Genomic DNA, 23329 nt, shown 5'->3' with positions numbered 1-23329 from the left:
TCCGAGATGGAAGCGTGCGTCCGAATGGATTATCGCATTTTGGGCCCGCTGGAACTGCGGTCCGCAGGGCGCCCCGTCGCGCTCGGCGGAGAACGTCAGCAGAAGCTGCTGGCGCTCCTGCTGCTCGGCACGGGCACCGTCGTGTCCTTCGACCGGCTGATCGACGAACTGTGGGAGGACCCGCCGCAGACCGCACGCCGTCAGGTCTGCAACGCGGCGGCCGCGGTGCGCCGCGTCGTCACCAGGGGCGGCGGCCGGCTGACCACCAGCACCCACGGGTACCGCCTCGACCTGCCGGACGGGCGCCTCGACGCGGACCTGTTCCAGGCCCAGGTCCGCGCCGCCGAGGTGGCCGCACGGGAGGGCACACCGGCACAGGCGGTGGCGCTGCTGCAAAGCGCGCTCGACCTGTGGCGAGGACCCGTGCTGGCCGGGCTCGGCTCGGCGTCGATCGACGCGGCGGCGGAAGGACTGCGCGAACAACGGCTCCAGGCCGTCGAACGACTCGCGGAACTGCGTCTGGAACTGGGTGAGGTCGCCTCGCTGCTGGGCGAGCTCACGGGCCAGGTGGCCGAGCACCCGCTGCGGGAGTCGTTGCGCGCCACGCTGATGCGCGCGCTGGACCGCGCAGGACGCCGGGGCGACGCGCTGACGGTGTTCGAGCAGGGACGGCGGGCATTGGCCGCGGAACTGGGCGCGGATCCCGGTCCCGAACTCCGCAGCCTGCACGCCGAACTCCTCCGCGCCGAACCGAGGCGGGAACCGGAACGACCGGTGGCGCGGGTCAGTCGCTCGTCGCTTCCGTTCGACATCCCCGACTTCACCGGCCGCGAGTCCGAAGTGGACTGCCTGATTGAGGCGATCGGCACGCGGACGCCCGCGATCGTCACCATCGAGGGCATGGGCGGCATCGGCAAGACCGCGCTGGCCGTGCACGTGGCGCACCGGCTGGAAGGCCGCTTCCCGGACGGGCGTTGCTACGTCGACCTGCGCGGGTTCACCGCGGACACGCCACCGATGGCCGCGGGTGCGGCGCTCGAGTCGCTGCTGCGCCAGATCGGCGTGTCACCGGAGGTGATCCCGGTGGATCCGGCCGCGCGCCGCGACCTCTGGCTGGCCGAGATGGCGCACCGGCGGGTGCTGGTGGTGCTGGACAACGCGGCCGACGCCGGTCAGGTCAGGCCGCTGCTGCCCGGTGCGCCCGGCGCGGTGGTGCTGATCGTGAGCCGGTGCCACCTCATGGCGATCGAGGGCGCCGTCCCGGTGTCGCTGGACGTGCTCCCGGCCGCCGACGCGGTGGCGCTGTTCCGCCGGATCGCCGGTGCCGAGCGGGCGGACGCGGAACCGGAGGCGGTCGCGGACGTGATCTCGTTGTGCGGCAGGCTTCCCCTGGCGATCAGAATCGCCGCCTCCCGGTTCTGCCGAAGACCGTGGAGCGTCGCCCACCTCGCCGAGCAGCTGCGTGACCGGCAACGCCGCGCCCGCGCGTTCACCGCGAACGACCTGAGCGTGGCCGGCGTGCTCGCGCTGTCGTACCACCACCTCACCGCGGACAGGCAGGAGCTGTTCCGGTTGCTGGCCCTGGTGCCCGGCGCCGACTTCGACGCGTACGCGGCGGCCGCGCTCGCGGGGGTGCCGGTCCACGACGCGCAGGACGTGCTGGAGGAACTGGTCGAGTGCAACCTGCTGATGCAGCGCCGGTCCGACCGCTACTGCCTGCACGACCTCGTGCGCGACTGCGCCCGTGACCTGGCCGACGCGGCGGACGCACCGTCCGAACTGGACACCGCGCGCCGCCGGTTGTTCGACTACTACCTGCACCTGGCGGACGTGCGCGGCCGGCGCAGCCTGCCGGGCCGGCGCGGCTTCGAGACCGGCCTCACGTGGGAGCCGGAACTACCCGCCTCGGCGTCCGAAGAGGACGACGTCCGGCAGCTCCGGGCCGAGTACAAGAACATGGTGGCGGTGGCCGACTACGCGAGCGCGCACGGCTGGCACGTGCACGCGTGGCAGTTGCCGTGCCTGCTCACGCCGTACCTGACCCGCGTCGGACTGCGTTCCGGCGTGCTCGAACTGTCCCGCAACGCCTTGAAGTCCGCGCAGGCGCTGGGCGATCGGTGCGGCGAGTCCATGGCCCTGACGAACATCGCGTTCGCGCTGCGGGAAGCCGGTCGGCACGGCGAGGTGCTGGAGTTCCTCGACCGGGCCATCGCGATCAGCCGCGAGCTCGGCGACCTGCCCGCGGCGGTCGGCGGCCTGCGCGACCTGGGCGCGTCCCAGGTGCAGGCGGGCATGCTCGACGACGCGGCGGCCAGCTTCGCCGAGGCGGTCGCGCTCGCGCGGTCGATCGACGACCAGCGGGCCGAGGTGAACTCGACCATCGACCTCGGGTTCGTGGACTGCAACCTCGGCCGGTACCGCGAGGCCGACGCCCGGTTCCGCGACGCGCTCGCGATGCACCAGCTGGGCGGCTACGTCGGCGGCGAGGTGGTCGTGCTGATCAACATCGGCTGGCTGGCCCAGCTGCGGGGGCGCGACGCCGAGGCGGTCGTCGCGTTGGAACGGGCCGTGCGGCTGAGCAGGGAGATCGGCATGAGCCGCGGTGAGGGGATCGCCTTGGCGTGGCTGGGAGTCACGTACCGGAGGCAGGGCCGGATCGCGGACGCCCTGGCCGTGGGCAGGGAGGCGCTGGAGTCGGCGCGGCGCATGGACCTGAGGGAACCGGAGGGCGACGCGCTGAACGGACTCGCGGAGACCTGCCTCGCGGCCGGGCGGTTGCGCGAGGCGGAGGCGTTGCTGTGGGACGCCGAGGAACTGGCGATGGCCGGCGCGTTGCCGATGGTGCGAGCGCGTGCCCACGAGGGACTCGCCCACGTCGCGGCCCGGCGGGGAGATCCCGACTGGGCTCGCACGCACTGGGAGCGGGCGGTCGCGCTGTACCCGGCCGGTGCCGTGGACGCGGAGAACCCTCGCGCACACCTGGGTGATGCCGGCGCGGAGTGCATGCGCTGTGTCTGCGGCCAGGAGGCACCGAGGGCGCTGACGGTCGTGCGCGAGATCGCGTCAGTGGGCTGACCAGGCACGACATCCGTGCATCGGTCGTCGATGCGGCACGGATGCAAGGCGTTGATGCACTCCTTCCCGACAGGTTGTACGGCGAGGAAGTGGTGCTCGAAGATGCTGCAGTCCGCGTTGCCCGCGACGCTCGACGCCGCGTCCGCCCACAAGGTGGTCGTGGTGAAGGCGGGACCTGGTTGGGGGAAAACGACTTCGGTCGCCGAGTGGGCGGCGACGCGAGGTGCCTGCTGGCTGAACGCGGCCGACGCGGGCACCTCGCTCGAACGCCTGTCGCACGGCCTGTTGCGCGCCCTGCGGCAGCGATTACCGCGCCTTCCCGCAGAACTGATCACGACCACCGCCCAGGGCGCCGGCACGGTCGCGAGCCTGATCCGCGGACTGCTGGACGCGCACCTCGACGAGCCCGTCGTGCTGGTGGTCGACGACGCCGGGGTGCTGCCGGAGGGCGGTGACTCGGCCCGGTTGATCGAGTCGTTGTGCCTGCGCGGCCCGGAACTCCTCAGCGTGGTGCTGCTGACCCGCGGCGAGCTGGGGTTCGATCCCGGACCGGCCGTGGTGCTGACCGGCGAGGGCCACCGCGAGGACGAACTCGCGGCGTCCGTGCTGGCCGCCGAGCCCGAGGAGAACCGGGAACTGTTGCGCGCCATCGCAACGCTCGGCCGGGTGAGCACGGCGCTGTGCGTGGCGCTCGGGTTCACCGACGTCCGGGAGACGCTCCGGGGACTCGCCCGGCGCGGTCTGCTGACCGGCCCGGACTGGACCGTCCTCGAACCGGTCGCGGAGTTGCTGAGCGACACCGAGGACCCGGAGATCCGCGTCAAGGCCGCCGTGTTCTGCGAACGCACCGGTGCGCACGCCGAAGCCCTCAGACACCTGGTAGCGGCACGGAAGTGGGACCTGGTCGCACAACTGCTGCTGCGCAGGGACGAGCGGATCGTCGCGGGCGGTGACACCGACGCGGTGCTCGCGGCCCTGGAACAGCTGGAGATCAACGACTCCCGCCTGTACCTGGTGTGGGGTTTCGCCTTGCAGCACAAGGGCGACTGGCTCGGGTCGCTGCACTGCTACGAACAGGCGGGCGAACGCACCGTGAGGTCGTCGTGGCGGATGGGGCAGCTGCACGCCCTCACCGGACAGACCGACAAGGCCGTCGAAGTGTTCGAGCGCACGGTGTTCGACGACGTCGCGTCGCTGGACGAGGTGCGGCTGCTGTCACTGGCCGTGCGCTGGTTCCGCGAGACCGGCCGGCACGAGAAGGCACGGGAACTGGCCGGCAGGTGCGCCGAGACGGCCCGCCGGTGCGGTGGCCACGCCGCGTTCGCCTGGAGCAGCAGGGCTTGCGGGCTGCTCGCCGGGTTCGACGGCGACCGGGCGGCGTTCGAGATGCACTACCGGCAGGCCGTGGACCGGGCGCGACGGGCGGGCTGCCGGATGCTGGAGCTGACGATCCGGTCCGAGCGGGCGTGGTTCCTGGCGGGCGAGGCCGGTCCGGCGCAGGCGCTGGCCGAGATCGACGAAGTGCTGGTCTTCGGCAGGCAGGCGGGTCTCACCGGCCACGAACCGGACTGCCTGGGTATCCGGGCGCTCGCCGCGGTCAGGCTGGGGAGGTTCGACGAGGCTCTGCACGACGCTGGCCAGTGCCCGCGCCACCTGGTGATCAGGGCCGAGGTGCACCGCCGGCGGGGCGAGCCCGGCCAGGCGCAGGCGTTGCTGGACGAGGCGATGGCGTTGCCGGGTACCGATCCGCTCGTCTGCGCGACGCTCGCCAGGGTCGTGGCGGGCGAGGACCCGGACAGGGCCCGACAGCTCGCGGAGCAAGCCGTTGCCACGAGCCAGGTCCTGCGGTTGCGGGAGGTGCCCGCGTTGCTCGCCCGCGGCTGGGTCGCTGTCCTGGCAGGCGATCGGGAGACGGCGCGGGCGGACGCGGCCACCGCGCGGGCACTGGCGGGCCGTCGCGGCGACAAGGCGGGACTCGCGGACGCGTTGCAACTGGCGGCGGCGACCTCGGCCGATCGGAAGGCGTTGCTGGCCGAGGCCGTGATGGTGTGGAAGGCGGCGGACGATCCGGTGGGCGCGGCGACCGCGGAACTCGCGGTGGCCCGGCTGACCGGGGTGGACGTGGCCCGGTTCGAGAACGCGTTGCAGGCACAGGGAGTGCGCACCGACGCCTCGATGGCCGACGTGCTCGGCGCTGGCGCACCGAGGAGCGCGCGGATCGTCGTGCGGACGCTCGGCGGGTTCCAGGTGCTGCGCGACGGCGTCCCGGTGCCGTCCGCGCTGTGGCAGTCGAAGAAGGCGAGGGATCTGCTGAAGATCCTGGCGGGCAACAGCGGGCGGCCGATGCCACGGCCGCAACTGGTGGAGCTGTTGTGGCCGGACGACCTGTCGGACCGCACGGCGAACCGGCTCTCCGTGCTGCTGTCGACGTTGCGGACCGTGCTGTGCGTGCCGGGTCTGCCCGCCGACGCCGAACCGCTGGTCGCCGACCGGAACACGGTGTCGCTCGACCTGTCCCTGGTGGACCTGGACGTGGCGGCGTTCCTCGGCGCCGCGAGCACCTCGCTGGTGGCGCACCGGCGGGGCGATCAGGCCGCGTTGCCGTTGCTGATCGCCGCCGACGAGCTCTACCTCGGCGAGTTCCTGGCCGAGGAACCGTACGAGCAGTGGGCGATCCAGGTGCGCGAGGAGGTGCGGGGCAGGTACACCGCCGTGCTGCGCGCGTTGGTGCAGCTCGTGCGGGATCCCGACCAGCAGGTCGGGTACCTGGTCCGGATGCTCGAACTCGACCGCTACGACGAGGGCGCGCACGTCCGGCTGGTGAAGGCGCTCAGGGCGGCCGGACGGCACGGCGAGGCGCGCCGGCGGTATCAGGTCTACCTGGAGCAGATGCGCGAGATCGGCGTCCTGCCCACCGAGCCGGATCTGTTCGGTGACAGGCCTTCTGGAGTTCTTCGGGCGGGCTGAGCTGCGCTTTCTTTGGTCTGTAAGGCCACCATCACGTTTCCCGAAGGCTGCGCTAAGGGGCGGTTTCTAGCTTTCTCGGAGTGGTGGAACACGGGGGTGTCACGGATGGGGAGTAGCTGGCTGATCTGTCCTCGGCCTCGGCCGGAGGCGGCGCTGCGGGTGGTGTGCGTTCCGTACGCCGGCGGTGGTGCGTCGGCCTTCTGGGACTGGCCGGACCTGCTGGGCGACTCGGTCGAACTATGGAGCGCGGTGCTGCCGGGCAGGGAACGGCGGTTCGGCGAACCCGCGGTCACCGACGCCGCGTTGATCGCCGCGCCACTGGCGGAGGCGATCCGCCGGGAGATCGGGACACCGCTGGTGTTGTTCGGCCACAGCATGGGCGGGCTGCTCGCGTTCGACGTCGCGCGCCGGCTCGGCGACCAGGTCGAGCACCTGTTCGTGTCCGCGGCCAAGGCTCCGCACCTGGCGTTCGGTGGCGAGCCGCACCTGCTCGACGACGACGGTCTGCTCGACTGGATGACCACGCTCGGCGGCGTGCCCGCGGATCTGCTGGCGCACAAGGAGATGCTCGGCCTGCTTCTGCCGACGCTGCGCGCCGACCTGACCGTGTGCGCCGGTTTCCACGGCGTGCGGGACGTGATCGACGTGCCCGTCACCGCGTTCGCCGCCACCGACGACCCGCTCGCGACCGTGGCCGACGTCGCCGCCTGGCAGCACCACACCGTCGCCGGCTTCGACCTCGTGGTCCGGCCCGGCGGCCACTTCTACCTCAAAGACGATCCGGCAGCGGTGACGAGCGTCCTGCGTTCGGCGACCGCCAGGGAAGGTGTGCAGTGACCCAGCAGCACCCCGCGGCCACCCGCGGTCAGCAGCAGATCTGGTTCTCCGACCAGCTCGCGCCGGACGCCACGTTCAACACCGTGCCGGTGTACGTGGAGATCACCGGCGAGCTGGACACCTACGCGCTCGCCGCCGCGCTGACCGCGGTGGTGAACCGGCACGAACCGTTGCGCACCAGCTATCGCCTGGACGGCACCGAGCTCGTACCGGAGATCGCGCTGGAAGCGCACGCGTCGATCGCGACGCGCGACCTGCGTGATCTCCCTCCCGCCGAGCGCTCGGCGCGCGCGGAGGCGTTGGTGGCGGCCGAACTCGCCCGCCGCGTCGACGTCTCCAGCGGGCTGCCGTTGCGCATCGTGCTGCTGCGCCTGGAGGACGACCGTCACCAGCTCGTCCTGCTGGTGCACCACATCGCGATCGACGGCGCGTCGGTCGCGGTGATCCAGGACGAGCTGCCGCGCTGTTACCAGTCCGCAGTGGACGGTGCGGACGTCTCGCTGCCCCGGCCTTCGGTCGCGTTCCGCGACATCGCGCCGCTCGCGGGAGAGGTCGGGCACTGGCGTTCGGAACTGGCCGATCTACCGGAACCGCTGGAGCTGCCGGGCATCCGCACCCGCCCGGCCCAGCCCGACTTCGCCGCCGAGGCACTGCCGCTGGTCGTGCCGGAGGAGCTGGCGAACGCGGTGCGGCGCGCGGCGAGCACGCACCGGTCGTCGTCGTTCATGGTGCTGCTGAGCGCGTTCTCGGTGCTGCTGCACCGGTTGACCGGCTCGTCGGACATCGTGGTCGGCTCGCCGTCCGCTGGACGCGAGCACGCCGACACCCACGACCTGGTCGGCTACTTCGTCAACATGCTGGCGCTGCGCGTGCGGCTCGGGTCCGACCCGACGTACCGCGAGGCGATGGACGTCGTCCGCGACACCGTGCTGGACGCGCTCGACCACCGCGACGCGCCGTTCCACCAGGTCTGCGAGGCGCTCGGGCAGACCGGTGACGTGGACCGGCACCCGATCTTCCAGGTGGTCTTCGCGTCCCCGCCGCCGCTGGCCGGGCCGCTGGCCGCCGGCGGCTGCGTCTTCACGTTCACCCAGGGCACCAGCGACCAGGGGATCTACGACCTCGAACTGCAGCTGCCCGACTCCGGCAGCGGCGGGATGCGCGGCTGGGTCAAGTACCGCACCGCGCTCTACCGGCGTGCCGACGTCGTCGACCTGACCGAGCGTTTCGCCACCGTGCTCGGCCAGCTCACGACCACGCCCGACGTGCGGCTGTCGAACCTCTCGCTGCTCTCGTCCGACGAACGCGGCCGGATCGTCCGCGACCTCAACGCGAACGCGACCGCGTACCCGGCGGACGCGACGCTCGTCGAGCTGTTCGAGCAGACCGTCGACCGGTACTCCGCCGACGTCGCCGTCGAGTTCGGCGGCGTGCGGCTCACCTACGCGGAACTGGACCTGCGGGCCAACCGCCTCGCCGCGCACCTCGGCACGCTCGGGGTGGGCACGGGAACGCCCGTCGGCATCCTGATGGACCGCGGCGTGGACTGGATCGTCGCCGCGATCGCCGTGCTCAAGGCCGGTGGCGCCTACCTGCCGCTCGACCCGGAGTACCCGCTCGACCGCCTGCAGGCGTTGTGCGCCGACGCTTCCGCCGCTGTCGTCGTCGCGGACCGGTCCGTCGAGCTGTCCGGTGTCGAGCTGGTCGACCTGTCGGCCATGGTGCTCACCTGCCCCGCCGACCGTCCACAGCGGACTCTGGTCGCGGACGACCTCGCTTACGTGATGTACACGTCCGGTTCGACCGGCATGCCGAAGGGCGTGTGCGTCAGCCACCGCAACGTCGTCCGGCTGGTCCGCGACACGAACTACGTCGACTTCGCGCCCGGTGACCGGGTCGCGCAGGCGTCCACCACCACGTTCGACGCGGCGACGTTCGAGATCTGGGGCGCGTTGCTGAACGGCGGCCGGCTGATCGGGCTGCCCAAGGACGTCGCGCTCGACCCGGCGGCGCTGGGGGAGTGGTTGCGGGCCAACGAGATCGACACGCTGTTCCTCACCACCTCGGTCGCCATGCACGTGGCCCGCGAGCTGCCCGGCGCGTTGTCGGGGTTGCGCTACTTCGTGTTCGGCGGCGAACAGCCGGACGAGCACGCGATCGCCACCCTGATCGCACATCCCGGCGGACCGCGGCACGTCGTGAACGGGTACGGCCCGACCGAGACCACGACCTTCGCGTCCAGTCACGAGTGCGAGCGCGCGGAAGGCCGCATCCCGTTGGGGCGCGCGCTGAGCAACACGCAGCTCTACGTGCTGGACCAGTACCTGGAGCCGGTGCCGCCGATGGCCGTGGGCGAGCTGTGCATCGGCGGTGACGGCGTCGGCCGCGGTTACGTCGGCAATCCCGCGCTGACCGCCGAGAAGTTCGTGCCCGACCACGTGGGCGGCAAGCTCGGCGCGCGCCTGTACCGGACCGGTGACCTGGCACGTTTGTTGCCCGACGGGACGTTCGAGTACCTGGGGCGGGCCGACCGGCAGGTCAAGATCCGCGGGTTCCGGATCGAGCCGGGCGAGATCGAGGCCTGCCTGCACTCGTCGGGACTGGTGCGTCAGGCGGTCGTGGTACCGCGAGAGGACGCCGCTGGTGACGTGAGCCTGGTCGGCTACGTCGTGCTGGAGAAGGCGGGGGACGAGCACCTCGACGAGCTGATGCAGCACGTCCGGGACGCGCTGCCCGCCTACCTGGTGCCGTCCGCCTTGGTGCCGCTGGACGTGTTGCCGTTGACCCGCAACGGAAAGCTCGACCTGCGCGCGCTGCCGGACCCGGAGATCGTCGCCGAGGTGCTGGAAGAGCCGCAGACGCTCACCGAGGTCGCCGTCGCGAACCTGTGGCGGCAGGTGCTCGGCGCGGAGTCGATCGGCCGGGACAGCGACTTCTTCGACCTCGGCGGTCATTCGCTGAAGGCCGCCCGGATCCTCTCGCGCATCGAGAGCGAACTGGGGGTCCGGCTCCCGATGCGGTCCCTGTTCGACCACCCGACCGTCGCCGGCATCGCCACCGAGGTCGATCGCCTGCGTGACACCACACCCGTCTCCGTCGGGGCGATCCGAGCCGAGGCCAGGTCCTCGCTCTCCGTCGCCGACCTGCTCGATCTGTGAAAGAGGGGGAAATCGTGCAGGACGTGTTGCAGCGCTTGAAAGCGCTGGATCCCGACAAGCGCGCGGCCGTGTTCGCGCAGCTCGCCGAACGGGGTGAGGACTTCGGCGTGTACCCGGTGTCGTCCGGGCAGCGCCGGTTGTGGCTGGTCGACCAGCTGCACCCCGGCAGCGCCGTCTACAACGTGCCGTACGCCTTCCGGCTGCGCGGAACCGTGGACAGCGACGCTCTGGCCGCCGCGCTGCTGGAGATCGGCCGGCGGCACGAGGTGCTGCGCACCGTGTTCCTCGACCTCGACGGCGACCCGCGCCAGGTGATCCTGCCGGAGCCGCAGTTCTCGCTCGTGGTCACGCGTGCAGAGGCCGACGATCGTGATGCCTTCGCGGCGGCACGTGCGGCGGAGGCCGCCCAGGAGCCGTTCTCGTTGGCGGACGGGCCTTTGCTGCGCGCGGAGCTGGTCGTGTTCGACGAGACCGACGCGTTGCTGCTCGTCTCGATGCACCACATCGTCTGCGACGGCTGGAGCACCCAGCTGCTGTTCGCCGAGTGGCGGGCCGCGTACGAGTCTCGTGACCTCGGCCCGGCGCCGACGCAGTACCTGGACTTCAGCCGCTGGCAGACCGAGTGGCTCGGAGGTCCGGACGGCACCAGGTTGCTGGAGTACTGGACGGCACAGCTCGCCGGGGTGCCGCCGGTGCTGGAACTGCCGGCGGACCACCCGCGCCCGGCCGTGATGAAGATGCGGGGCGGTGCCGTCGAGTTCGCCTGGCCGGCTTCGGTGAAGGAGCGGCTCGACTCGTTCTGCCTGGCTGAGCGCGTCACGCCGTTCATGGTGCTGCTGACCGCGTGGAACGTCCTGCTGCACCGGTACTCCGGCGCCGACGACATCGTGGTCGGCACCAACGTGGGCAACCGCAGGGCCGAGATCGAGAACGCGCTCGGCTTCTTCGTCAACACCGTCGCCATTCGGTCCAGTGTGGACTCCGCCGCGAGCTTCCGGTCGTTGTTGCACCAGGTGCGGGACACGACGCTGGCCGCGCAGCAGCACCAGGAACTGCCGTTCGAACGGGTCGTCGAGGCCCTCGCCCCGCCGCGCAGCACCGCGCACCAGCCGGTGATCCAGACGATCGTCGGCATGGAGGACAGCCAGCACGAGATCTTCACGCTGCCCGGTGTCACCGTCGACCGGGTCGCGTCGCACTCCGGAACCGCGAAGTGGGACCTGGAGCTGGGCGTCACGTCCACCGAGGGCGGGATCACCGGCCTGCTGGAGTTCGACAGCGCGTTGTACGAACCCGCGACCGCGCGTCGCCTGCTCGGCCACCTGGAGATGCTGCTCAGCTCCGGTCTCGCCGACCCGTCGTGCCCGATCGGCCGGCTGACGATGATCACCGCCGCCGAGCGCACGCAGATCGTCGAGGAGTGGAACCCGGCGGCCTCCGCACGGCTGGACGGCGTGCTGGTGCACGAACTGGCCGAGGCCTCCGCCGACCGCACGCCCGACGCCGTGGCGCTGGTGTTCGAGGACCAGCAGCTCACCTACCGCGAGCTCGACGAGCGGGCGAACCGGCTCGCGCACCTGCTGCGGTCGCGCGGCATCGGGCGCGGCGACTTCGTCGGCATCAGCCTGCCGAGGTCGCTGGACCTCGTGGTGGCGCAACAGGGTGTGCTCAAGTCCGGAGCGGCCTACGTGCCGCTCGACCCGGAGTACCCGGCGGATCGGCTGGCGTACATGGTCGCCGACTCGGGCCTGCGCGTCGTCGTGACGCTGGCGGCACTGGCCGAGCGCTTTCCCGGTGTGGCGACGCTTCCGTTGGACGAGAACGACTTCGCGGGTGTTCCGGCTGCGCGCCTGCGGCGGACCGTCGAGCCGGACGACCTCGCGTACGTGATCTACACGTCCGGGTCCACCGGCAAGCCGAAGGGCGCCATGCTGCCGCATCGGGGCGTGGTGAACCTCGCCGACGAGCTGGCGAGGATGCTCGGCATCGGGCCGGGCAACAGGATGCTGCAGTTCGCGTCGTTCAGCTTCGACGTGTCCGTCGCCGACATCATGGTGACGCTGCGCTCAGGCGCCACCGTGGTGCTGGCCGCGCAGCACGACCTGCAGCCCGGCCCCGACCTGGCCCGCACGATCAACTCGCAACGCGTCGACATGGCCTGCCTGCCGCCGACCGTGCTGCGGCTGACCGATCCTGCGCTGGTGCCCGGCCTGCGCACGCTGATGGCCGGTGGCGAGGCCTGCCCGGACGAGGTCGCTGCCGCGTGGGCGCCGGGCCGCCGGTTCGTCAACATCTACGGGCCGACCGAGGCCAGCATCTGGATCACCTCCTCGGAGTGCGACGGCACGGAGAGCCCGTTGCCGATCGGCCGTCCGATCACGGGCAACACGGCCTACGTGCTGGACGAGAACCGGGAGCCGTTGCCCGTCGGAGTGCCGGGGGAGCTGTACCTCGGCGGAGTGCAGGTCGCCCGCGGCTACCTGAACCGGCCGGAGCTCACGGCGGAGCGGTTCGTGTCCGACCCGTTCGGCGATGGGCGTCTGTACCGGACCGGTGACCTCGCGCGGTTCCTGCCGGACGGACAGGTCGAGTTCCTGCGGCGGATGGACGACCAGATCAAGCTGCGCGGCTACCGGATCGAGCTGGGCGAGATCCAGACCGCCGTGAGCCAGCACCCCTCGGTACGCGCGGCGGTGGTCATCGCTCGCGAGGACGTGCCGGGTGACGTGCGGCTGGTCGCCTACGCGGTGGCCGCGGACGGGTGCCGGATCGACGGTGCGGAGCTGCGGGCGCATCTGCGGCGCGGGCTGCCCGAGTACATGGTGCCCTCGGCGTTCGTCGAGGTGCCGACGATTCCGCGCAACCCCAACGGGAAGCTCGACCACCGGGCGTTGCCGAAGCCGGAGTCGGTGCGGACCGAACGGGTCGTCGTGCCCGCCGGCAACCAGACCGAGCGCGCGATCTCCGACGTCTGGCGCGAGGTCCTGCGGATGGACCGGGTCGGGGCCGACGACAACTTCTTCGACCTGGGCGGCAACTCCGTGCTGCTGGTCAAGGCGCGGAGCAGGTTGGCCGAGTTGTTCGCACGCGAGGTACCGACGGTCACGTTGTTCACCTACCCGACTGTTCGAGCGCTCGCGGCTCACTTCGACGGCGGCGGCCAGGTGGAGACGCGGTCCGTCGGCGGTCGGAAGGCTTTGCTGGCAAGGGGGAGAAAGTGACCGAGTACACCGGACTGGAGATCGCGGTCGTCGGCATGGCCGGCCGCTTCCCCGGATCGTCCACTGTGGATGAATTCTGGGCGAACGTGCTCGCCGGTGAGGCCGGCGTGCGCCGCTTCACCGACGAGGAGCTCGACGCCGCGGGCGTATCCGTGGAAAGGCGCGCGGACCCGAGTTTCGTACCGATGGGCGGCGCGCTGGACGGCATCGAGTTCTTCGACGCCAAGCTGTTCGGCTACAGCCCGCGTGACGCGGCCGTGCTGGACCCGCAGCAACGGGTGTTCCTGGAGTGCGCCTGGCACGCGCTCGAACACGCCGGGCACCTCGGCGGCGGGCAGGATGTCGGCGTCTACGCGTCGGCGAGCATCGACACGTACCTGTTGCGGCACCTGTGGAACAATCCCGCGGTGCCGGGCGGGTTGCAGCCGCTCGACCTGCTGCTGGCCAACGACAAGGACACGCTCGCCAGCCGCGTCGCCTACCACCTCGACCTGACCGGGCCGGCGATCACCGTGCAGACGGCGTGCTCGTCGTCGCTGGTGACGATCCACGTGGCCTGCCAGGCGTTGCTGGGCCGCGACTGCGACATCGCGCTCGCTGGTGGCGTCTCGATCAGGCCGCCGGTGCACGAGGGCTACCAGCACACCGAGGGCGGCATCCTCGCCGCCGACGGGCGCTGCCTCCCGTTCGACGTCGACGCGCACGGCGTGGTCGCGGGCAACGGCGTCGCCGCCGTGGTGCTGCGCCGCCTGGAGGACGCGATGGCGGACGGCGACACGATCTACGCCGTCGTCAAGGGCACCGCGGTCAACAACGACGGCGCGGACAAGGTCGGCTTCACCGCTCCCAGCGTGAACGGCCAGGCCCGGGTGATCAGGGCGGCGCACGACCTGTCCGAAGTGGACTCATCGACGATCGGCTACGTCGAGGCGCACGGCACCGCCACGCCGCTCGGCGACCCGATCGAGGTGGCCGCGCTGACCCAGGCGTTCGTCAGCCCGCCGGAGGCCTGTGCGCTGGGCTCGGTCAAGGCGCTGATCGGGCACCTGGACGCGGCGGCCGGTGTCGCCGGGTTCGTCAAGGCCGCGCTCGCCGTCCAGAACGGTGTGGTGCCGCCGAGCCCGTACTTCACCGCGCCCAACCCCGAGACCGGGCTGGAGAACAGCCCGTTCTTCGTCAACCGCGAGGCGATGCCGTGGCCAGGATCAGGGCCGCGCCGGGCCGGGGTCAGCGGGTTCGGCATGGGCGGCACGAACGCGCACGCCGTGCTGGAGGAGCCGCCGTCGCCCGACCCGATGCCGTCGGGCAGGTCGCGGCACCTGGTGGTGCTGTCGGCCGCGAGCGAGAAGTCGTTGGAGGAGAGCCGTCAGCGGCTCGCCGAACACCTCGCCGCCGGAGGCCAGGAGCTCGCGGACGTCTCGCACACCTTGAGGACGGGGCGGCGGGTGCTGCGGCACCGGATGGCCGCTGTGGTGGGCGGCGAGGAGAGCACGGCAGCCGCCTCCACCTCCGCCGCATCCTCCAACGCTGCCGCCACCGCGCTCTCCGAAGCGTGGACCGGATCCGCTGACCGACGCGACACCGTTTTCCTGTTCCCCGGCCAGGGTTCCCAGTACGCGGGCATGGCCTCCCCGCTCGCGGACGAGGAACCGGTGTTCCGAGCGGCGCTGGACGAGTGCGCCGCGCTGCTGCCGTTCGACCTGGACGAGGTGCTCGCCGACGCGGATCGGTTGACCCGCACGAAGTACACCCAGCCCGCGTTGTTCGCGGTCGAGTACTCGCTCGCGATGCTCTGGGAGCACTGGGGTGTGCGGCCGAGCGCGATGCTCGGGCACAGCGTCGGCGAGTACGTGGCAGCCTGTCTGGCCGGGGTGTTCTCCCTGGCGGACGCGCTGAAGCTGGTCACGGCACGCGGTGAGCTGATGGACGCGTTGCCCGCGGGCGCCATGTTGTCGGTGCCGCTGGGTGCCGATGATCTGGTGCTGCCGCGGGACGTGTGCCTGGCGGCGAGCAACGCGCCGAACATGAGCACGGTCGCGGGCACGTTCGAGGCGATCGAGCGGTTCGAGGCGGAGCTGGGCGTCACCAGTCGTCGGCTGCACACCTCGCACGCGTTCCACTCGTCGATGATCGACCCGATGCTCGGCGAGTTCGCCGCGCTGGTGAGCCAGGTCGAGCTGCACGAACCGCGGATTCCCTTCATCTCCAACGTGTCCGGCACGTGGATCACCGCGGAGGAGGCGACCGAGCCCGGCTACTGGGCGCGGCACGCCCGTGCGGCGGTGCGGTTCAGCGAGGGACTGCAGGAGATGCTCACCGGTCCGGTCACCGTGCTGGAGGTCGGGCCCGGCAACGTCCTGACCACGCTGGCCTGTCAGCACGATCTGGGCGGCGCCAAGGCGTTCGGGTCGCTGAGGCACCCTCGCGAGGACAAGCACGACCTCGACACGATGCTGGCCGCGGCCGGAAGGCTGTGGATCGCCGGTGCCGAGGTGGACCTCGGGGCGCTGACGTCGGACGAGCGCAGGCGCCGGGTCCCGTTGCCGCAGTACTCGTTCGAGCGGGCACGCCACTGGGTCGATCTTCCCGGTACGGCACCGCGCGAGATCGAGGTCATCGAGGTGCTGCCCCAGGCCGCCGACATCGCGGTGGACGGCGACCTGGCCGTGATCACCGGGATCTGGCAGGAGCTGCTCGGCATCGCGCGCATCGGCCCGAACGACGACTACTTCGAGCTGGGCGGGCATTCGCTGCTGGCCACGCAGATCCTCGCGCGGATCACGGCGGAGCTCGGCGTCGCGCTGCCCGCGGCCGCGATCTTCGAGGCACCGACTCCCAGGAAGCTCGCGGCGCGGATCGACCTGCTGCGAGCAGAAGAACAGCCGGCGCAGGACGACGAGTTCGCCCGGCTGCTCGCCGAGATCCGCGACATGTCACCGGAAGAGCTGCGGGCCGAACTGGACCGCGAGCGGGATTCCCAGGAGATCTCCCAGTCATGACAGACCACCTGACCAGCTCGCTGACAGAAGAGCAGCGACAACTCCTCGCCCTGCGGCTGCGCAACGCAGACCGTTCGCAGCCGGTGTCGTTCACCCAGGAACAGCTCTGGTTCCTCGACCGCCTCGACCCCGGCAACCCCGCCTACGCGATCCCGTTCGGGCTCAAGCTCACCGGGCCGCTCGACCGCACCGCCCTCGAACTGGCCGTCAGCCGGGTCGTGGACCGGCACTCCGCCTTGCGCACGACGTTCTTCGAGCGCGATGGCGAGCTGCGCCAACGGGTTCGCGACAACGTGTCGATCGCCATCGAGGTCACCGACCTGTCGGAGCACCCCGAGCGGGCCCAGGAGATCGCGCTGGAGCACGCCCGGCACGTGTTCGACCTGAGTGCCGGCCCGCTGGTGGCGTTCCGGCTCGTGGTGCTCGGCGAGCAGGAGCACCTCCTGCTGGTGACCGCGCACCACATCGTGTTCGACGCGGCGTCGGCCGAGGTGTTCGGCGCCGACCTCGTCGCGTTCTACGGAGGCGCGACGCTGCTCGAGCTGACCACGTCGTTCGGCCGGCAGGCCGCGGCCGAACGACGCAGGCTGACCGACGAGGTGATGGACGAGCACCTCGCGTACTGGCGGGAGAAGCTCGCCGACAGCCCGGCCCGGTCCACCGTGCCGTCCGACCTGCCGCGCCCGGCCGTCCAGACGCACACCGGGGGACGGCACCACTTCGTCGTCCCGAAGGACCTGACCGAACGGCTCGCGGCGCGGGCCCGTGAGCTCGGGGTGTCGCTGAACGCCGTGGTGCTCAGCGGGTTCGCGGCGTTGATCGGCCAGGAACGGGTGCTGCTCGGCATGCCCGTCAGCGGCCGCGGCCGGCCCGAGCTGGAGTCGATGATCGGCTCGCTGGCGAACATGCTGGTGCTCCGAGTCGACCTGGACGGTGACGCGGACGAGGCCATCCGGGGCACGCATCGGGCCATCAGCGAGGCCTACTCGCACCAGGACGCGCCCTACGCACGGGTGGTGGAGGCCGTCGACCCGCCGCGCGACCCGAGCCAGAACCCGTTGTTCCAGGCCATGCTCAGCCTCACCGAGGCGCCGGCCGCACGGGTGGCGGACGGGGTCGAGTTCAGCCCGTTCGAGGTCGACAACGGCCTCACCGACTTCGACCTGTTCGTCGTGCTGTCCAGAGTGGACGGCGAGCTGCGCGGCGTTCTCGGCTACAACGCGGACCTCTACCTCGACGAGACCGTGCGCGACCTCGGCGAGCAGTTCCTCACCGTGCTGACCGGGCTGGTGTCAGGAGCGCCGCTGCGGCGCAGGGACCGGATCTCGATCGCGGCCACGTTCACCGCGGACCCCGTGCGCGAACCCCTCGACGTGCTCAACGGCGTGCTGCGCCTGCCGATCGACGTCGAACTGGCTCCCTACCAGCAGATCGTGCGGCACCTGCTCGCCGGCGACGGTGGCAGGCTCGCGGACGTCGTGCTGCTGCGCTGGGAGGACTGGCTGCGGCACGGCGACGCCGTCGAGGCGAACTGGCAGGACCTGGAGACCGCCGTCACCGCGTACCGGCAACGGTCGGAGGCGCCGCTGTTCCTCGTCGTGTGCCCGTCCGAGCAGACGTTCGGCCACCTCGACGACCGGCTGGCCGTGCTCGCGGACCAGACCGAGGGCGTGCACGCCGTGTGGTTCGCGGACTGGGCCAAGGCGCTGCCGGTCAGCGGCACGTTCGACCCGCAGGCCGACAAGCTCGGCCACGTCCCGTACACGCAGGAGATGTTCGCCGCCCTGGCGATCCTGCTGACCCGCAAGCTGCATCCCGCGGCGGATCGCCTGCACCTGCTGGAGACCGCGCTCGGCGACCCGGCGTCGCTGGCCGACCGGGCCGCGCCCGCCATCAGGGCCGTCGCGATCGACACGCCTCCGGTGGCACCGCGCACGAAGACCGAGGAGCGGCTCGCCAGGGTGTGGCGGGAAGTGCTCAAGCTCGACGAGGTCGGCGTGACGCACGACTTCTTCGCGCTGGGCGGCCACTCGTTGCTCGCGACGCAGCTGCTGTCGAAGGTGTTCGCCGAGTTCGGCGTAGACGTGTCGCTGCACGCGCTGTTCACCCACCCGACCGTCGAGGCACTGGCCGCGCTCGTCGACGAGCCGCAGGAGACCGGGCATCCGCTGTCGCCGGTCTCCCGCACCAGCGCCCTCGAACTGTCGGCGATCCAGCAACGCATGTGGGCGGCGACCCAGCTCGACACCACCACGACCCGGATGAACACGACGTTCGCGGTCCTGCTGCGCGGCTCGCTGGACGTGCCGGCGCTGCGCGGCGCGGTCGCGGAGGTCGTGCGCAGGCACGAGATCCTGCGCACCACGTTCGCCGAGCGGGACGGCCGGCCGGTCATGGTCGTGCGGTCCGAAATGGACTGCTGGCTGCCCGAGTCCGTCGGCTCGCCGGAAGAGTTCCTGGTCGAGCACACGAACCACGTGTACGACCTGGAGAACGGGCCGCTGCTGCGCGTACGGCTGGTGCGAACCGGTGCGAACGAGCACCACCTGCTGCTCGGCATGCACCACATCGTCTGCGACAACACGTCCTGGGGCGTGCTGCTCGCCGAGCTGTCCGCCTGCTACGCCCAGGGCGACCTGCCCGAGCTGGCGGTCCAGTACGCGGACTACGCGGCCTGGCAACAGGAACTCCTCACCGAGGACGCGCTCGAACCGCACCTGAACCACTGGCGCTCGTACCTCGCCGACGCCCCGTCACAGCTGGAACTGCCCGCGGAACGGCCCGAGCGCAACGAGACGCGCCGCACGTCGAACGAGGTACCGGGCAAGGTCGCGGAAGCGCTCAAGGACCTGGCCCGCGCCGAGGGCAGCACACCGTTCGCGACGTTGCTGGCGGCGTACGCGGTGGTGCTCTACCGCCGCAGCGCGCAGCCGGACGTCGTGCTGAGCGTGCCGCAGCAGGGCAGGCCGCGCCCCGAGGTCGAGCACCTGATCGGCTGCTTCACCGACCTGCTGCCGATCCGCGTCGACCTGGCAGGGCGCCTCACGTTCCGGCAGATCCTGCAGCGGGTGCACCGCTCGATGGTCGACGGCTACCAGCACGCCGACGTGCCGTTCTCCAGCGTCGCCCACGTCCTGCCGCGGCAGAAGGGGCGGCACCCGGTCTACCAGTGCGCGTTCAACTACGCGGACCTGCCCGACGAGGCCATGTCGTGGCCGGGGCTCGACCTCGTGCCCTTGGAGGTGCCGGTCACCAGCCTCGACTTCGACCTGTTCCTCACGCTGACGACCGAGCACGGCGAGCTGGCCGCGACCCTGGAGTACAGCGCCGACCTGCTCACCCCCTGCGCAGCGGACGAGTTGCTGGAGTCGTTCGTCGCGCAGCTCACCGAACTGGTCGAGGCACCGGACGCGCAGATCGTCGTCGAGCGCACCGAGTCCGCTGTGGACGGTTGCCCGATGAGCATCGTGTCGTCGCGGCCGCTCGACGGCGTGCTGCCGGTGCTGTCGTCGTGGGCGGACAAGCTCGACCTGCCGATGACGGTCCGCACCGCGCCGGCCGGTCAGGTCCTGCGTCCGCTGCTGGACCCGGAGGCCGGGCTCGACGGCGTGGAACGCGAGACGACCGCGCTGGTGCTGCGCTGGGAGGACCTGTTCGACGGTGGCGTCGGCGAGTTCGAGAACGCCTTCGCCCGGCTGTGCTCGGCGATCGAGCGGTGGACCGGCCGCACGGGCTCGGGTCTGGCGGTGCTGGCCACGTCCGAACGCGACGAGAAGCCGTGGCCCGGCGTGTTCGGGCACGCGGCCGACCGCCTCGCCCGGCGCTTCCCCGCGGTGTCCGTCGTCGATCTGCTGATGGCCGAGGGCAACCAGGACGTCGTGCTGGGCACTGCGCTTGCCAGGCTCGTGCACTCGGGCGAACTGCCGGAGGAGACGAGCACGACCGAAGCCCCGCGCACCGACGAGGAACGCGCGCTCGCAGCTGTCTGGCAGGACGTGCTGAAGCTGTCCGAGGTCGGCGTGCACGACGACTTCTTCGCGCTGGGCGGCGACTCGATGACCGCCATTCAGGTGGTGTGGCTCGCGAACCAGGCCGGGATCAAGTTCACCCCGGCCCAGCTCACCGCGAAACGCACGATCGCCGAGCTGCTGCGGGTGCCGATGTCCGAGGAGCAGCAAGCGCTTGCGGCCGTGTGGCGCGAGGTGCTGAAGCTGGAGGAGGTCGGGCCGCACGACGACTTCTTCGCACTCGGCGGCGACTCGATGACCGCGATCCAGGTGGTGTGGCTCGCGAACCAGGCGGGCATCAAGTTCACGCCGGCCCAGCTGACCGCCAAGCGGACGATCGCCGAGCTGTGCGCTTCGGCCGCACCGCAGCAGGTTGCCGACCAGGGACCGGTGGAGGGTGACTTTCCGGCCACCGGTGCCCAGCGCTGGTTCTTCGAGGCCCTGGCGACGTCGATGGTCGCTCCGGCCCACTTCAACCACCCGTATTACCTCCAGCTGCGCGTCCCGGCCACGCCGGAGCAGTTGGAGCAGGCCACGAACGCGTTGGTCACCCACCACGACGGAATGCGGTTGCGGTTCCGCCGCGAGGGTGTCGACTGGCACGCCTCGCACGGCCCGGTCGAGGGCGCGATGCCGTTCGTGTCGTTCGACGTCTCCGCCGCCGCCGACCGCGAGCAGGCCATCGAGGACCACCTCAACGAGGTCCACCCGACGCTCGACATCACGGACGGCCCACTGGCCAAGGTCGTCCACTTCGGACTCGGTGGGCACGAGCCCGACCGCGTGATGGTCATCTGCCACCACCTGGTCACCGACGGCATCTCCCGCAGCCTGATCCTGGAGGACTTCCAGAACGCGCTGCGCCAGGTCCTCGCGGGTCGGAAGGTCGACCTCGGGCCGAAGACGACGGCGTTCCGGGACTGGGCGCTGAAGATCGACGAGTACGCCCGCGGACCGAAGCCGGTGCAGGAGCTGGCGTACTGGGAGCGGCAGGCGCCGGAAACCGAGGAGATCACCGCCGACCTGCCCGGCCGCAACACGTTCGGCGTCATGCAGGACATCCACACGACCATCGACGCCGAGACCACCACGCGTTTGCGCGAGCTGGCCAAGGCACATCAGGTCGGTGTGAGCGACCTGCTGGTCTGGGCGTCCGTGCGGATGGCCGCGGATCGGTTCGGAAGTCCTGAATGGACGATCGCGACCACTGGACACGGCCGGGAGGCGTTGTTCGACGGCCTCGACCTGTCCCGCACGGTCGGCTGGTTCCAGGTCATGTACCCGGTCCGGCTCACGCTGCCCGACGCGAGCGACACGGCCGCGATCGTCTCGCTCGCGGACCAGCTCAAGCAGGTGCCGGTCAACGGCATCGGCTACGGCCTGCTCCGCTACAACCACCCGGATCCCGCTGTGCGGCAACGCCTGGAGACGCCGAACCCGCAGCTGACCGTCAACTACGCCGGCGCGTTCGGGTTCACCGACCTCTCCAGCGCCGACGAGCTGTTCGACCTGTGCCAGTCCGAACTCGGTGTCCTCCAGGACAAGGGAACCGTGTGGCCCGGCCGGATCGACGTCGTCGGATCGCTCGTCGACGGCCGGATCCGCGTCGAGATGAACTACGGCACCGAGATGTACCTGCCCGAGACCGCGCACCGGATGCTCGGCGACATCGAAGAGCTGCTTCGCCGGCTCGTTGACCAGAACAGGATGAGGTAATGCCCAAGCCTTCGGGATTCGGCGCGTTCACGATCATGTGGGTAGGACAGCTGCTGTCCGCGCTCGGCACCCGCATGACGAACTTCGCGCTCAGCATCTGGGTGTGGCAGCACACCGGTTCGGCCACCGCGATGGCGCTGATGATGTTCTGCGGCTTCGGTTCGACGGTCCTGTTCAGCCCGATCGCGGGCAGCCTGATCGACAAGTGGAGCCGCAAGACGTCGATCATCGTCAGCGAGATCGGGTCGATCGCCGTCACGTTCATCCTGCTGGCGCTCTTCCTCACGGACTCGACCCAGCTGTGGCACCTCTACCTGGTCAACGTGCTGACCGGCGCGTTGCTCGCGATCCAGGGGCCGGCGTTCGGGGCCACCATCGCGCTGATGATGGAGAAGGGGAAGTTCCTGCGGGCCAACGCGATGATGTGGTCCGTCAAGAGCTTCCCGGTGATCTTCGCGCCGGCGTTCGCCGCGACCCTGCTCGGACTCACCGGCATCAAGCTGATCCTGTTGATCGACGGGCTCACCTACGTGGCCGCGATCATCACGGTGCTCGTGGTGACCATCCCGCGGGTGCCGGGGCAGGACCGCGAGAAGACCACCTTCTGGCAGGACTGCGTGTTCGGGTTCCGCTACATCGTCGAACGCCCGCCGCTGCTGGCCGTGCAGATCGTGCTGTTCTCCATCAGCCTCCTGGCCGCGCTGGCGTGGGCGTTGATCGTGCCGCTGGTGCTGGCCCGCACGCTGGGCGACGAGGGCACGTTGGGTCTGGTGCAGAGCATCGGCGCGGTCGGCGGTGTGCTCGGTGGCACCCTGCTCGCCTTCATGCGGCCGCCGCGCCGCAAGATGCTGGTGGTGCTCGGCGCGATCCTGGTGTTCAGCATCGTCGGCCGGATCCTCTACGGCGTCGGTGACGGCCTGATCGCGTGGGCCGCGGCGATGTTCTTCGTCGAGCTGACCATCCCGTTCATCGACGGTCTCGCGCAGACCATCTGGCAGGAGAAGGTCGACCCCGCAGTGCAGGGCCGCGTCTTCGCGGCGCGCAACTTCTTCGAGAACCTGTCGGTCCCGATCGGTTTCGCGGCGGCGGGTCCGCTGGTGGACAAGGTGCTGGAACCGGCGATGCGCGGGGACACGGCACTGGCCGACACGTTCGGCTGGCTGGTCGGCACCGGACCGGGCTCGGGCATCGGGCTGCTGTTCGTGGTCGTCGGCGTGCTCGGCGCGGGTGTCGGTGTCGCGGGCTTCCTCAGCCGCAACGTCCGCGAGGTCGAGACCCTCGTCCCCGACCACGAGCCGGAGCCGGAAGCCAAGCCGCTCGACCGCCAGCCCGCGCTGGCCGACTGAGGA

Annotated in this window: 8 protein-coding genes; all 8 read left to right on the top strand. The window is 71.0% G+C overall.

The features are described from left to right. Positions 1–24: 24 nt before the first annotated feature. The 8 genes from ACH413_RS11255 (at position 25) to ACH413_RS11220 (ending at position 23326) form a co-directional block, all read left to right on the top strand. Positions 25–3075 (top strand): BTAD domain-containing putative transcriptional regulator, encoded by a 3051-nt coding sequence (locus ACH413_RS11255; RefSeq protein ID WP_360030904.1) that lies wholly within the window; start codon positions 25–27, stop codon positions 3073–3075. Between the two features lie 102 nt (positions 3076–3177). Further along, entirely contained in the window at positions 3178–6042 is a 2865-nt protein-coding gene (locus tag ACH413_RS11250) for a BTAD domain-containing putative transcriptional regulator (RefSeq protein ID WP_360030902.1), read from the top strand. Positions 6043–6147: 105 nt separating this feature from the next. Further along, on the top strand, positions 6148–6879 hold the full coding sequence (locus ACH413_RS11245; protein WP_360030900.1) for an alpha/beta fold hydrolase: 732 nt from the start codon (positions 6148–6150) through the stop codon (positions 6877–6879). After that, positions 6876–10037, top strand: a complete 3162-nt coding sequence (locus ACH413_RS11240) for an amino acid adenylation domain-containing protein (RefSeq protein ID WP_360030899.1) — start codon at positions 6876–6878, stop codon at positions 10035–10037. Before ACH413_RS11245 ends, ACH413_RS11240 begins: the two co-directional genes overlap by 4 nt. 14 nt (positions 10038–10051) lie before the next feature. Next, positions 10052–13258: an amino acid adenylation domain-containing protein gene (locus ACH413_RS11235; RefSeq protein ID WP_360030897.1), complete on the top strand. Its 3207-nt coding sequence runs from the start codon at positions 10052–10054 to the stop codon at positions 13256–13258. After that, positions 13255–16257 (top strand): type I polyketide synthase, encoded by a 3003-nt coding sequence (locus ACH413_RS11230; protein WP_360030895.1) that lies wholly within the window; start codon positions 13255–13257, stop codon positions 16255–16257. The genes ACH413_RS11235 and ACH413_RS11230 overlap by 4 nt, the downstream gene beginning before the upstream one ends. Further along, positions 16254–21980 (top strand): condensation domain-containing protein, encoded by a 5727-nt coding sequence (locus ACH413_RS11225; RefSeq protein WP_396424959.1) that lies wholly within the window; start codon positions 16254–16256, stop codon positions 21978–21980. The genes ACH413_RS11230 and ACH413_RS11225 overlap by 4 nt, the downstream gene beginning before the upstream one ends. Then, the gene (locus ACH413_RS11220) at positions 21980–23326 is read left to right on the top strand and encodes an MFS transporter (RefSeq protein ID WP_360030891.1); all 1347 of its coding nucleotides are present in this window, start codon (positions 21980–21982) and stop codon (positions 23324–23326) included. The genes ACH413_RS11225 and ACH413_RS11220 overlap by 1 nt, the downstream gene beginning before the upstream one ends. The last annotated feature ends 3 nt before the right edge of the window (positions 23327–23329 follow it).

It is taken from the genome of Lentzea sp. NPDC020367 (genome assembly GCF_044387305.1).
In the GTDB taxonomy this organism is placed as follows: Bacteria; Actinomycetota; Actinomycetes; order Mycobacteriales; family Pseudonocardiaceae; genus Lentzea.
This window is presented reverse-complemented; position numbering and strand designations above follow the sequence as displayed.

What these genes read in the sequence shown, in the direction of transcription:
- ACH413_RS11245 (WP_360030900.1), top strand. Translation starts at nt 6,148, where the DNA reads ATGGGGAGTAGCTGGCTGATCTGTCCTCGGCCTCGGCCGGAGGCGGCG.
- ACH413_RS11255 (WP_360030904.1), top strand. Translation starts at nt 25, where the DNA reads ATGGATTATCGCATTTTGGGCCCGCTGGAACTGCGGTCCGCAGGGCGC.
- ACH413_RS11225 (WP_396424959.1), top strand. Translation starts at nt 16,254, where the DNA reads ATGACAGACCACCTGACCAGCTCGCTGACAGAAGAGCAGCGACAACTC.
- ACH413_RS11250 (WP_360030902.1), top strand. Translation starts at nt 3,178, where the DNA reads ATGCTGCAGTCCGCGTTGCCCGCGACGCTCGACGCCGCGTCCGCCCAC.
- ACH413_RS11220 (WP_360030891.1), top strand. Translation starts at nt 21,980, where the DNA reads ATGCCCAAGCCTTCGGGATTCGGCGCGTTCACGATCATGTGGGTAGGA.